This window comes from Variovorax sp. MPBD4-3, from assembly GCF_058809745.1.
On sequence record NZ_JBXASW010000035.1, the window covers coordinates 31,711 to 44,530 of the forward strand.

At 69.5% G+C, this 12,820-nt stretch carries 9 protein-coding genes; 5 read left to right on the top strand and 4 right to left on the bottom strand.

Annotated elements, in window-relative coordinates:
• Positions 1-22 precede the first annotated feature (22 nt).
• The 5 genes from AC1RVW_RS19545 to AC1RVW_RS19565 all read left to right on the top strand — a co-directional run bounded on the left by AC1RVW_RS19545 (position 23) and on the right by AC1RVW_RS19565 (position 7,460).
• A complete protein-coding gene (locus AC1RVW_RS19545) occupies positions 23-652 on the top strand; it encodes a cytochrome b (protein ID WP_493201905.1) in 630 nt (209 codons plus the stop codon).
• 215 nt (positions 653-867) lie between these two features.
• Positions 868-2,268 (top strand): DUF1329 domain-containing protein, encoded by a 1,401-nt coding sequence (locus AC1RVW_RS19550; RefSeq protein WP_493201907.1) that lies wholly within the window; start codon positions 868-870, stop codon positions 2,266-2,268.
• Between the two features lie 53 nt (positions 2,269-2,321).
• Complete coding sequence (locus tag AC1RVW_RS19555; protein WP_493201908.1) at positions 2,322-3,986, top strand: DUF1302 domain-containing protein; 1,665 nt, start codon at positions 2,322-2,324, stop codon at positions 3,984-3,986.
• Between the two features lie 79 nt (positions 3,987-4,065).
• Positions 4,066-6,411 (top strand): efflux RND transporter permease subunit, encoded by a 2,346-nt coding sequence (locus AC1RVW_RS19560; RefSeq protein ID WP_493201944.1) that lies wholly within the window; start codon positions 4,066-4,068, stop codon positions 6,409-6,411.
• Positions 6,412-6,431: 20 nt separating this feature from the next.
• Positions 6,432-7,460, top strand: coding sequence for a WD40/YVTN/BNR-like repeat-containing protein (locus AC1RVW_RS19565; RefSeq protein WP_493201910.1), 1,029 nt, complete (start codon positions 6,432-6,434; stop codon positions 7,458-7,460).
• A gap of 26 nt (positions 7,461-7,486) precedes the next feature.
• Here the strand turns inward: AC1RVW_RS19565 and AC1RVW_RS19570 are convergent, their stop codons facing one another.
• The 4 genes from AC1RVW_RS19570 to AC1RVW_RS19585 form a co-directional block, all read right to left on the bottom strand.
• On the bottom strand, positions 7,487-8,077 hold the full coding sequence (locus tag AC1RVW_RS19570) for a nitroreductase family protein (RefSeq protein ID WP_106937961.1): 591 nt from the start codon (positions 8,075-8,077) through the stop codon (positions 7,487-7,489).
• Positions 8,078-8,157: 80 nt separating this feature from the next.
• The gene (locus AC1RVW_RS19575) at positions 8,158-9,609 is read right to left on the bottom strand and encodes an NAD-dependent succinate-semialdehyde dehydrogenase (RefSeq protein WP_493201912.1); all 1,452 of its coding nucleotides are present in this window, start codon (positions 9,607-9,609) and stop codon (positions 8,158-8,160) included.
• Positions 9,610-9,620: 11 nt separating this feature from the next.
• The gene (locus AC1RVW_RS19580) at positions 9,621-11,048 is read right to left on the bottom strand and encodes an NAD-dependent succinate-semialdehyde dehydrogenase (RefSeq protein ID WP_493201913.1); all 1,428 of its coding nucleotides are present in this window, start codon (positions 11,046-11,048) and stop codon (positions 9,621-9,623) included.
• A gap of 63 nt (positions 11,049-11,111) precedes the next feature.
• The gene (locus AC1RVW_RS19585; RefSeq protein WP_493201915.1) at positions 11,112-12,794 is read right to left on the bottom strand and encodes a bifunctional 3-(3-hydroxy-phenyl)propionate/3-hydroxycinnamic acid hydroxylase; all 1,683 of its coding nucleotides are present in this window, start codon (positions 12,792-12,794) and stop codon (positions 11,112-11,114) included.
• Between the last annotated feature and the right edge of the window lie 26 nt (positions 12,795-12,820).

Below are 12,820 nucleotides of genomic sequence, written 5' to 3' on the forward strand. Positions count from 1 at the left end.
GCACCGCACAAGGAAATCTGAAATGGGTTGGCGCAACACGATCGACGCCTGGGGGCGGGCCTCGATGCTCTTCCACTGGGCCACGGCCGCAGCCTTCGTCACGGCCTACGTGGTCGTGTACTACGTGATCTGGTTCGTCGATCCGCAGACCAGCATCAAGCCGGGGCTGTTCGGCACCACGCCCGATGTCGAGCGGGTGGTGCCGCTGCTCAACATCCATTGGGTGCTGGGCCTGTCCATCGGCTTCCTCACGCTGCCCAGGCTGGTATGGCGCATTGCCGGCGGCGTGCCGCGGCATGTCGCCGGCTCGCGCCTGGAGCGTCTGTCGGCCGACGCGGCGCATTGGGCGCTCTATGCCATCCTGATCCTGATGCCGCTGTCGGGCTACATGACGACCTACGACCCGACCGACTTCGGGCTGTTCGCGATCCCTGCCTGCCGCGACACCGCCATCGCAGCCGCGATACGCGACGCCTTCGGTCTCTCCGTTGCGCAGCTGGAAGATGCGGCCTGGGCGGTGCACAGCTTCATCGGTGCCTGGCTGGCCTGGCCGCTGCTGGTGCTGCACGTCGGGGCCGCGCTGCTGCACCACTTCGTGCGCAAGGACGCCGTGCTGCGGCGCATGCTGCCGCTGCGTCGCAGCACCGGCTGATCCACCCCCTCCGCCACACGGCCCGCACAACGCCCGGAGCGGTGCGATCGCGTGGCTGCAAACAGATGCCGATCTCGGATAACGGCCGGCACCGCCTCCCTCCGATAGTCCAAAGACCCCACTGCCGGTTGGTAAAGCGGGCATCGGCGCAGCCCGGGCACGGTCCGGGCGATCCGGATCCACACACCTCGCCTCTTCATCTTTCAGGAGTTCCCATGACCCAGCACTGTGCAAGAACCCTTCGCCCTCTCGCCCTGGCGGTGGCCGTCGCCGCCGGCCTTCTCTGCCCCGGTTTCTCCGCCATGGCAGCGCCCGACGCGGCCCAGCTCGACAAGCTCACGCCCTCGGGCGCGCAGCGCGAGGGCAACGCCGACGGCAGCATTCCCGCCTGGCAGGGCGCGGAGCCGCCGCTGGCCGGCTGGGAATGGGGCAAGCTGCGGCGCGACTTCTGGAAGCACAAGGGCGAGAAGCCGCTGTTCACCATCGATGCGGCCAACGTCGACAAGTACGCCGACAAGCTCTCGGCCGGCCAAGTCGCCATGCTCAAGCAGCGCAAGGACTACCGCATGGACGTCTATCCGTCGCACCGCACCTGCGGCGTGCCGGATTTCGTTGCGGCCAACACGCGCAAGAACGTGGGCACCGCCCGACTCAACGACGACGGCTGGAGCCTGAAGGAAGCGACCGTGCCGGGCTATCCGTTCCCCCTTCCCTCCAACGGCGTGGAGGCGATGTGGAACTCCAAGATGCGCTACCGCGGCGTGGGCATCGACTACAAGGGCACCATCACCGCCGTCTCGCCGCGCCGCGGCAGCACCGAGTGGATCCGCGCCGACTCGGAGCAGACGGTGTTCATTCCCTCGGGCGCCAAGGGCTCGCAGCAGCTGTCGTCGCTGCCGCCGGTGGAGTTCTACGTGTACTTCGGCTACACCTCGCCCGCCGCGCTGGCCGGCCAGGCCCTGGCGATCACCCAGTACATGAACCAGGCCGAGAACGAGACCTTCTACTACTTCCCCGGCCAGCGCCGCGTGCGCCGCATGCCGACCTACTCGCACGACTCCCCGCAGATCGGCATGGAGAACCAGTACACGCTGGACGAGCCGCAGGTCTTCAACGGCGCGCTCGACCGCTTCGACTGGAAGCTGGTGGGCAAGAAGGAGATCTACGTTCCCTACAACGCCTTCGGCGCCTACGACTTCAAGGCCAAGTTCGAGGACGTGGCGCGCGACGACTTCATCGCGCAGTCGCATCGCCGCTACGAACTGCACCGTGTGTGGGTGGTGGAGGCCACCGTCAAGGCCGGCATGCGCCATTCGGCGCCCAAGCGCACCGTCTACCTCGACGAGGACAGCTGGGCGCCGCTGCTGATGGACGACTTCGACGGGCAGAACAAGCTCGCCAAGATGCGCGAGGGTTTCCTCATCCCGGTGTACGAGACCGGCTCGTGCGACGTGATGGCCATGGTGCAGAACAACCTGGCCGAGGGCCGCTACGTCTTCGACACGCACACCGTGGGCGTCGGCAAGGACATCCGCTGGTTCACCGAGCCGACCGGTCCGCGCATGCGTTCGGGCTTCTTCACGGCCGACAACCTGCGCGCTATCAGCGAGCGCTGAGCGCCGCGCTTCGAACTTCGAACCACGACAACAAGCCCCGAGGAGAAGACCCGATGAACTTCACCGCCCGCCACGCCGGCACCTTCGCCCGGCTGGGCGCCGTGCCCGCCGCCTGCCTGCTCGCCGCGACGGGGGCCGCCCATGCCTTCACTTTCGAGACCGACAACGTGCGAGGGAGCTTCGACTCCACCATCACCATCGGCACCGGCATCCGCGCCAAGGACCCCTCCTGCACGCTCGTCATCCAGGGCGCGGTGGGCGTCGGCGCACCCGCCGGCTGCCTGGCGCCGACTTCTTCGCTGGGCGACCAGGGCAACCTGAACTACCGCAAGGGCGATGCGTTCACCACCTACGTCAAGGGCAGCCACGAGCTGCTCCTGAAGATGCCCGACGACATCACCTTCCTCGGGCGGGTGAACTGGGTTCGCGACCTCACGGCCACCCAGACCACCGGCTACACCAGCGCCGCGGCGCCGCAGTACCTGCCCGGCGGCCTGGCCAGCGACGCGCGCAGCGACCTGCGCTTCAAGGCCCGGCTGCTGGACTTCTGGGTGAGCAAGACCTTCCAGCTCGGCGGCGAGACGGCCCGCGTGCGCGTGGGCAACCAGGTGATCAGCTGGGGAGAAAGCCTCTTCCTGCCCGGCGGCATCAACGCAACCAACGCACTGGACATCATGCGGCTGTCGCAGCCGGGCACGCAGCTGAAGGAGGCGGTGCTGCCCGCGCCCATCGCCAGCTTCGCCACGGGCCTGGGCCATGGCCTCAACTTCGAGGCCTACGTCCAGGCGCGGTGGAACGGCAACTACATGCCGCCCACCGGCTCCTACTGGTCGGTGGCCAACGGCATGGGCAAGGGCCACGACGCCTACGGGCTGATCCAGACGAAGCCGAAGAACGGCGGGCAGTGGGGCACCGCGCTGAAATGGCAGCCCGATGGCACGCAGCTGAACCTGGGCGCCTACGTGATGAACTACAACGACAAGTCGCTGAACTTCAGCACCAACGCGGGCGGCACCGGCCGCCCGGGCTGGGCCTACCCGGAGAACCGGCGCCTCTACGGCCTGAGCGCCAACATGCCGGTGGGCGACTGGTCGGTGGGCACCGAGCTGTCGTACCGTCCGCGCGACGCCGTGGCGCTGAACCCGGCGGCGAGCGGCTGCTCGTTCAACCACGGCAACTGCTGGGTCGACGAGAAGAAGCTGCAGTGGCACCTGACCGGCATGCTCAGCCTCACGCCGAACAACGCAGGCGGCGTGCTGCGCTTCCTGGGCGCGGACACCGCGACGCTGATGGCCGAAACCGTGGTGGTGCGCTATCCCAACCTCAAGCCGTACTACGGGTCCGATCCGATCGCCGCGGGTGCGTGGGGCTGGGGCCAGGAGTTCAGCGCCGCGGGCACACCGCAGCCTGTGGGGTCCAAGACGGCGTGGGGCTACAACCTGGACTTCAGCTGGGTCTACGACGGCACGCTGATCCCGGGCTGGCAGGTGATCCCCGAGGTGTACTACTTCCAGGCCGTGAAGGGCCGCACGCCCAACGGCGCGGGCCAGTTGATGGAAGGTGCCAAGTCGGTCAACCTCGTCGTGACCTTCGTGCAGAACCCGGCGAAGTGGCAGGCCTCGATCAACTACGCAGCCTTCTTCGGCGGCAAGCGCGTGTTCGACCAGCCTTACCGCGACCGCAACTTCGTGGGCCTGACCCTGTCGCGCAACTTCTGACCCCGCGCGCGCCTGCTGAAAGCACTCCGTGTCCGATCCCGACCACTCCCTCGCCCCCGCTTCCACGCTGCAGCGCAACGTGCAGCGCCTGGAAGCGTTCTGCTTCTCCCATCGCCGAGGCATCCTCGTCGCGCTGGTCCTTTTCACGCTGGCCATGGCGTGGTTCGCCGCGCAGCTGCGCATGGACGCCGGCTTCGACAAGCAGATGCCCACGGGCCACGAGTACATCCGGACCTTCCAGACCTACCGCGAAGACGTGCTGGGGGCCAACCGGCTCAACGTCGTGGTCAGGGCCCGCCACGGCACCATCTGGACCGCGCCGGCCCTCAAGCGCCTGTACGAGGTGACGCAGGCCGTCACCTACCTGCCGGGCATCGAGCGGCTGGGCGTGCAGTCGATGTGGACACCCAACAGCTTCGTCAACGAGATCACCGAGGAAGGGTTCCGCGCCGATCCGCTGATCGACGCGACCATCACGCCGGATCGGCTCACGCCCGAGACCATCGCCGGCATCCGGCGCGCGGCCGCACAGGGCGGCTTCATCGGCACCCTGGTGTCGCGCGACCAGACCAGCGCCATGGTCACGGCCGAGCTGGCCGAGTACGACGCACAGGGACGCAAGCTGGACTACGTGGCCTACAACCACCTGCTCGAAGAGAAGATCCGCGCGCGGTTCGAGGACGGCGACTTCGAGGTCCAGATCATCGGCTTCGCCAAGCAGATCGGCGACATCGCCGATGGCGCGCAGTCGGTGCTCAAGTTCTGCCTGATCGCGCTGCTGCTCACCGCCGGCGCGGTGTACTGGTACTGCCGCTCGGTGCGCTTCACGCTGCTGCCCATCGCCTGCTCGCTCGCCTCGCTGGTGTGGCAGTTCGGCACGCTGCGGCTGCTGGGCTTCGGGCTCGATCCGCTGGCGGTGCTGGTGCCTTTCCTCGTGTTCGCGATCGGCGTGTCGCACGGCGTGCAGCAGATCAACTACATCGTGCGGCGCATCTCGCAGGGCCACACGACCTACGAGGCCTGCCGCGACAGCTTTGGCGGCCTGCTGATCCCCGGCACGCTGGCGCTGGTGACGGCCCTCGTCTCCTTCGTCACGCTGCTGATGATCCCGATCCCGATGGTGCGCGAGCTGGCCATCGCGGCCTCCCTGGGCGTGGCCTACAAGATCGTGACCAACCTCGTCATGCTGCCGGTGGCGGCCTCCTTCTTCGAGGTGAGCTGCGACTTCGCCGACCGGGCCCTGCTGCAGCGCGAGCGCCGCTCGGGCTGGCTGCGCGTGCTGGCCCGGCTCGCCCAGCCGCGCCCGGCGGCCGCAATGCTGCTGGTCACCACGGTGGTGTTCGGCGCCGCCGTGTGGCAAAGCCGCGACCGCGTGGTCGGCACCTTGCAGCCCGGCGCGCCGGAGCTGCGCGAGGACGCGCGCTTCAACCGCGACGCCGCGTCCATCGCACGCAATTTCGACACGGGCCTGGACTGGTTGACCGTGGTCTTCGAGGCGCCGCCCGAGAGCTGCGCGAACGTGAACATCGGGCTCTACCAGGACCGTTTCGTCTGGGCGATGCAGCCGGTCGAGGGGGTGCTCTCGATCTCGTCGTACGCCGGGCAGCTGCGGCTCTACAACGAGGGCTACAACGAAGGCAACCCCAAGATGTCCGTGGTGCCCATCGATGCGGCCAACTACGCCGCCCTGTCCACCGAGATCGCCCGCATCCGCGGCACCATGCGCAAGGACTGCAGCATGACGGCGGTGAACCTTTTCCTGACAGATCACAAGGCCACCACCATCCAGCGCGTGATCGATGCGGTGAAAGCCTTCCGCGACGGCCATCCCATGCCCGGCGTGAACATCCGCCTGGCCGCGGGCAACGCGGGCGTGCTGGCGGCCATCGACGACGAGGTCGAGAAGAGCGAGCTGCCCATGATGCTGTACGTGTACGCGGCGATCGTGGTGCTGGTCTTCCTGGTCTACCGCGACCTGCGCGCCGTGGCGGCCTGCTGCCTGCCGCTCACGGTGGGCACCTTCATCGGCTACTGGTTCATGAAGGAGCTGCAGATCGGCCTCACGGTGGCGACCCTGCCGGTGATGGTGCTGGCGGTGGGCATCGGCGTGGACTACGCCTTCTACATCTACAACCGCCTGCTGATGCACATGGCCGCGGGCCAGTCCATCGTCAAGGCCATCGAGCACGCCATCCTGGAAGTGGGCACGGCCACCATCTTCACCGCCATCACGCTGGCCGTGGGCGTGGCGACCTGGTCCTTCTCGCAGCTGAAGTTCCAGGCCGACATGGGCAAGCTGCTGGCCTTCATGTTCATGGTGAACATGGTGATGGCGATGACCGCCCTGCCCGCCCTGGCGGTATGGCTCGAAAGGCTCTTCCCGCGCCGCAAGCCGGTGCGGGCGACCGGGCTGCAGCACCACTGAACCCCATCCCACGATCGAAGATGAAACCGACTTTTCTCCTCGCGCGCGCGGTCCTGGCCAGCGCCCTCGTTGCCCTCCCGCTGGCCTGCGCGGCGCAGGCACCTCAGGCAAAGGAAGCCACCGCCGCCAACGATGGCGCACCCGTGCTGGTTCCCGCGCTGCGCGCCGCGCATGCCGCCCATGCCACGATGCTTGCCAGCACCCTCGCGGGCGAGCGCATCGTCGCGGTGGGCGATCACGGCGTGGTGCTGCTGTCGGACGACGGCGGCCGCAGCCACCGCCAGGCACGCCAGGTGCCGGTGGACGTGGCGCTGACCTCGGTCTCCTTCATCGATGCCCGGCGCGGCTGGGCCGCGGGCCACTGGGGCGTGATCCTGCACACCACCGACGGCGGCGAGACCTGGCAGGTGCAGCGCAGCGACGCGGCGCAGGACAGGCCGCTCTTCGCCGTGCACTTCTTCGACGACAGGCAAGGCGTGGCCGCGGGCCTGTGGTCGCTGGTGTTGCGCACCGAGGACGGCGGCGCCCACTGGGAGCCCGTCGAACTGGCGCCGCCGCCGGGCGGCAAGCGCGCCGACCTCAACCTGTTCGGGCTGTTCGCCGACGCGCGCGGCCGGCTGTTCGCGCCGGGGGAGCGCGGCATGGTGCTGCGCTCGGGCGACAAGGGCCGCAGCTGGAGCTACATGCCGACCGGCTATGCGGGCTCTTTCTGGAGCGGCATCGCGGGCCCCGGCGGCACCTTGCTGGTGGCCGGGCTTCGCGGCTCGATGTACCGCAGCCTCGACGACGGCGGCAGTTGGCAGCGCGTGGATACGCACACGGAGTCGTCCATCACCGCGCTCGCCGGCGCCGGCTCGAAGATCGTCGGTGTCGGGCTCGACGGACTGGTGCTGGACAGCGAGGACGGCGGCGCGAACTTCACCGCCAGCACGCGCGAAGACCGCCTGCCCCTGACCAGCGTGGTGCTGGACGGTCAGGGCCGCGCGGCGATGTATTCGCGCCAGGGCGTGGTGGCAGCCGCCGGCGCCAAGGATCCGTCGGCGCGCTGAACGCCCCGGACCCGGGAGGACGCGGGCTACTGGCGGAACACACCCTCGGCGGCCGTCTCGGCGAGCGCCCGTCGATCGTTGGGCGTCTCAAGCTTGCGCACGCCATCGGGCAGCACGGCCGGATCGCCCTTCCTGCCGACAGCCACGACCGTCTCGATCGCATAGCCCTGCGGCAGCTGGATGGCCTCGCGCAGCTTCTCGGCGTCGAAGCCGGCCATCGCATGCGCCGACCAGCCCGACAGCGTGGCCTGGAACGCGAGGCTGGCCCAGGCGGCGCCGGCATCGAAGGAATGCCACTGGTTGGGAGCCGCCTCGGTGCGGCCCGGGAACAGGGCCTCGCGCTGCGAGACCACCACCACCAGCGCGGCGGCGCGCTTCGTCCACATCTGGTTGAACTCGACGAGGCTGTCGAAGATGGGTTGCCAGGCGGGTGTGTCGCGTCGTGCGTAGATGAAGCGCCAGGGCTGCACGTTGTACGCCGAGGGCGCCCAGCGGGCCGCTTCGAGCAGGCTCATGAGCGCCGGCTCGGCGATGCTCTCTTCGGCGAAGGCGCGCGGCGACCACCGGTTGGTGAACAGCGGGTCGATGGGATGGGCGGATTGGCGGGGATTGCTCATTGAAGACTCCAGGGAACGATGGAAAGAAGATGCGGCACGGCGGTGCCGCGCGGGAAAAGCGAATGCGCTTGAGCCGGCCGTCAGGCGATGCCGGCCATGTTGATGTACTTGACGACCAGGTAGTCCTCGATGCCGTGGCGCGAGCCCTCGCGGCCCAGGCCCGACTGCTTGACGCCACCGAAGGGCGCGACCTCGTTGCTGATGAGGCCGGTGTTGACGCCGACCATGCCGTACTCCAGCTGCTCGGCCACGCGCCACACGCGGCCCAGGTCGCGGGCATAGAAGTAGCTCGCGAGGCCGAACTCGGTGTCGTTGGCCATGCGCACGACCTCGGCTTCGTCGCGGAAGCGGAAGAGCGGCGCAAGCGGGCCGAAGGTTTCCTCGCGCGCCACCGTCATCGCCTGCGTCACGCCGGTCAGCACGGTGGGCTCGAAGAAACTGCCGCCCAGCGGATGGCGGCGACCGCCGCTGAGCACCTGTGCACCGTTTGCCACCGCATCGGCCAGGTGCTCCTCCACCTTGCGCACGGCGGCCTCGTCGATCAGCGGGCCGATGCGCACGCCCTCTTCGTCGCCGGGCCCCACCTTGAGCGCGCGCAGTGCCTCGGCCAGCTTCTGCGCGAAGGCGTCGTAGACGCGCTCGTGCACGTACAGCCTGTTGGCGCACACGCAGGTCTGCCCCGCGTTGCGGAACTTGGCCACCAGCGCGCCTTCGACCGCCGCGTCCAGGTCCGCGTCCTCGAAGACGATGAAGGGCGCATTGCCGCCCAGTTCCATCGACACCTTCTTGACCGTGGCCGCCGTCTGCTGCATCAGCAGCCGGCCCACTTCGGTGGAGCCGGTGAAGCTGAGCTTGCGCACCACGGGGTTGGTGGCCAGTTCGGTGCCGATGTCGCCGGCGGACCCGGTCAGCACCGACAGCACGCCCGCGGGCACGCCGGCGCGCTCGGCCAGCACCGCCAGCGCCAGGGCCGTGAGCGGCGTCTGGCTCGCGGGCTTGACCACCATGGTGCAGCCGGCGGCGAGCGCCGGCCCGGCCTTGCGCGTGATCATGGCCGCGGGGAAGTTCCACGGCGTGATGGCCGCGCACACGCCCACCGGCTCGCGCACCACCACGATGCGCTGCGAGGCCACGGGTGAAGGAATGGTCTCGCCATACACGCGCTTGGCCTCCTCGCCGAACCACTGGATGAAGGAGGCCGCATAGCCGATTTCTCCGCGCGCCTCCGCCAGCGGCTTGCCCTGCTCGGCCGTCATGATGCGGGCCAGGTCTTCCTGGTTCTGCAGGATGAGCGCATGCCAGCGCGCAAGGATGGCCGAGCGGTCGTGCGCGGTGCGCCGCCGCCACTGCGGCCAGGCGGCTTCGGCCGCCTCGATGGCGCGCCGCGCGGCGGCGGCGTCCAGCCGTGGCACGTGGGCGATCAGCGCACCGGTGGCGGGGTTGGTGACAGCGATGGTCTGGTCGGCGGATATCCATTCGCCCGCCACCAGGCATTGCTCGCGCAGCAGCGAGGGGTCGTCGAGTTTCAGCATGAGGATCGAATTCAGATCTGGGTGATGAGCTTGGTACTGAGAAAACTGTCGAAGGACTCGGTGCCGCCTTCGCTGCCGAAGCCGCTGTCCTTCACGCCGCCGAACGGCAGCTCCGGATGCGCCATGCCCGAGTGGTTGATGTTCACCATGCCGGCCTCGAGGCCGTCGCCCACGCGGGTCGCGGTCTGCAGCGAGCGGGTGAAGACATAGCTCGCGAGGCCGAAGGGCAACGCATTGGCCTGCTGCAGCGCCTCGTCCACGGTGTCGAAGCGCGACATCGCCGCCACGGGGCCGAACGGCTCTTCATGCATCACGCGGGCGCCCCGGGGCACGTTGGCAAGCAGCGTCGGCGCGTGGAAGTGGCCGTGCGTCCCGATGCGGCGGCCACCCGTCAGCAATTCGGCGCCCATCGCGCGGGCGTCCTCCACCAGCGCCTGCACGGCCTGGAAACGGCGCTCATGGATCAGCGGGCCCATCTGCACGCCATCCTCCAGGCCGTGGCCCACCTTCACGGCGGCCAGCGCGTCGGCGAAAGCGGCGGCGAAGCGGTCGTGGATGCCCGACTGCACGTGGAAGCGCGTCGGCGACACGCAGACCTGGCCGGCGTTGCGCGTCTTCAGCCGCGCCAGCAAAGCCACGGCGGCGTCGACGTCGGCGTCGTCGAACACCAGCACGGGCGCATGGCCGCCCAGCTCCATGGTCATCCGCTTCATGTGCAGGCCGGCCAGCGCGGCCAGCTGGCGGCCCACCGGAACCGAGCCGGTGAAGGAGACCACGCGCACCAGCGGCGACTCGATGAGCTGGCGCGAGATGTCCGCGGGCGCGCCCCACAGCAGGTTGAACACGCCCGGCGGCAGGCCCGCATCGTGGAACAGGCGTGCCATGGCCACCAGCGCGCTGGGCGACTCCTCCGGCCCCTTGAGCACGATGGGGCAGCCGGCCGCGATGGCGGCGGCGGCCTTCTTCATGGCCTGGCCGAAAGGAAAGTTCCACGGGCTGAAGGCGGCGCAGACGCCCACCGGCTCGCGCACCACCAGCTGGCGCACGCCTGGCTGGCGCGCGGGCACCACGCGGCCGTAGACGCGGCGGCCCTCCTCCGCATGCCAATCGACGTGCTCCGCGGCGTTCAGCACCTCGGCCACGGCGTCGGCCAGCGGCTTGCCGTTGTCCAGCGTCATGGCGCGGCCGATCTCCGGCGCGCGCTCGCGCGCCAGCGCGGCCACGCGGCGCAGCAGGTCCGAGCGCTCCAGCGGCGACACGCGCCGCCAACCGGCGAAGGCTGCATGGGCGGCCTGCACGGCGGCCTCGACGTCTTCGGCCTCGGCCCACGGCAGCAAACCCAGCGGCTGCAGCGTGGCGGGATCGTGCACGGCCTGAGTGCGCCGGCCCTGCGCGTCGATGAAGCGGCCGGCGATGTAGAGCGAGAGTTCTGGGTACATGGTGAGACGGCCCGCGGCGCGGGCAGGTTGGCGCGGGCGGTTGGGCGCGGTTGGCGCGAGGCTTCAGGCCGCCAGGGCCTCGGCCTGCGCGAGGGATTGATTGGCTGCGGCCTGCGGCCGTGCCGTGTCGTCCGGGCCCAGCACGGCCTCGCAGAAGCGGCCCAGTTCGGCCACGGCGTCGGCCCGGCGGCCCACGGCGGCGACGAAGCGGTCCGGGCGGATCAGCACCCAGTCCACGTCCTTGCCCTGGAACCAGAAATGCAGCGTGTTCTCCAGGTCCTCGATCACCGTGCCCGAGAGCTGCCCAGGCATCGGCGAGCCGGCCTCGTTGCCCATGCTGCGCGAGCGCACGGCCACGTAGTGGTCGCAGCCCAGCCAGGCGAGCTGCGCGTGCAGCGCGGCGGGCGCGCCTTCCAGTGCGTCGCAGCGCCAGCTCAAGAGGGCGAAGCGCGCGCCGACCACGTCGTCGAGCTTCTGCGGCCGTCCGCGCTCGCGCTCCACGTTGGGCTGGATGAACATGCGGCCCACCAGGGCGTCGCGCCCGGCCACGCCGCTGTTGCGCACGATGCCCTTCACGAAACGTGGCATCGGCTTGAACTTCATCTGCAGCACGTAGTCGCGCACCTTCGGAATGCCCCGGATCGCCATGAAGAAGCAATCGCGCGCCCAGGCCAGCAGAGGGTTGCGCTGCGACAGCACGGCGCCGAAGGTGTCGGCCAGGTCGATCATGGCCTTGGCATGGGCGTGGCGTTCCTCGTGGTAGCTGGCCAGCAACTCGGGCCGCAGGCGGCCCTGGAGGATCCAGGCCAGCTTCCAGCCCAGGTTGAAGGCATCGCGCAGCCCGGCATTGAGGCCCTGGCCGATCCACGGCGGCGTGATGTGCGCGGCATCGCCGGCCAGGCAGACGCGGCCCGCGACGAAGCTGCCCGCCACGCGCGAGTTGTGGGTGTACACGCGCGCCCGGATGACGTTCAGCGCCGCCGGGTCGGCCACATGCCGGCCCAGCAGCTCACGCACCTTGTCGGGCGCGAGCATCTGCTCGCCGTCCTCACCGGGAAAGAGCATGAACTCCCAGCGCCGCAATCCGTAGGGCAGGCGCAGGCAGACATAGGGACGCCCGGGTTCGCAGTGCAGCGCGGTGTAGGGTGCGTCCAGCGGATCCTGGTCGCATTCGATGACCACCCACTTGGCCGGGTGTGTGCGGCCCTCGTAGGGCAGCCCGAGCATCTCGCGCACGGTGCTTCGACCGCCGTCGCAGGCGACCGCATAGGCGGCGCGCACCTGGTGCTCGGCGCCGGCCTCGTCGCGCAGGGTGGCGCTCACGCCCGCCTCGTCCTGCACCAGGTCCACCAGCTCCAGGCCGAGCCGCAAATGCACATGGTCGAAGCGCGCGAGCCCGCGGCGCAGCGTCCTCTCGCCCAGGGGCTGCGAGAACAGGTTGCGGCGGAACCAGCCGAACTCGCGCGTGCTGGGCAGGATCTCGGCGAAGCATTGCTTGCGCGCGGTGTACATGCGCATGGGCACGTTCTGGATCATGTCGCGCAGCATCTCCTCGGCCAGGCCGGTGGACTGGAAGGTGCGCAGGGCCTCGTCGTCCAGCCCCACCGCGCGCGGAAAGTCGAACACCGCCGTGCTGCGCTCGACCACCAGCGTGTGCACGCGATAGGTGCCCAGCAGGTTCGCCAGCGTGACGCCGACAGGGCCGGCACCGATGATGAGGACGGGGGCTTCCACGGAAGCGCTCATGGGAACTCCTTGGGACTTGGACGGGA

Coding starts and splice junctions, on each gene's coding strand:
- AC1RVW_RS19545 (WP_493201905.1), top strand. CDS start 23: ATGGGTTGGCGCAACACGATCGACGCCTGGGGGCGGGCCTCGATGCTC.
- AC1RVW_RS19550 (WP_493201907.1), top strand. CDS start 868: ATGACCCAGCACTGTGCAAGAACCCTTCGCCCTCTCGCCCTGGCGGTG.
- AC1RVW_RS19555 (WP_493201908.1), top strand. CDS start 2,322: ATGAACTTCACCGCCCGCCACGCCGGCACCTTCGCCCGGCTGGGCGCC.
- AC1RVW_RS19565 (WP_493201910.1), top strand. CDS start 6,432: ATGAAACCGACTTTTCTCCTCGCGCGCGCGGTCCTGGCCAGCGCCCTC.
- AC1RVW_RS19570 (WP_106937961.1), bottom strand. CDS start 8,077: ATGAGCAATCCCCGCCAATCCGCCCATCCCATCGACCCGCTGTTCACC.
- AC1RVW_RS19575 (WP_493201912.1), bottom strand. CDS start 9,609: ATGCTGAAACTCGACGACCCCTCGCTGCTGCGCGAGCAATGCCTGGTG.
- AC1RVW_RS19580 (WP_493201913.1), bottom strand. CDS start 11,048: ATGTACCCAGAACTCTCGCTCTACATCGCCGGCCGCTTCATCGACGCG.
- AC1RVW_RS19585 (WP_493201915.1), bottom strand. CDS start 12,794: ATGAGCGCTTCCGTGGAAGCCCCCGTCCTCATCATCGGTGCCGGCCCT.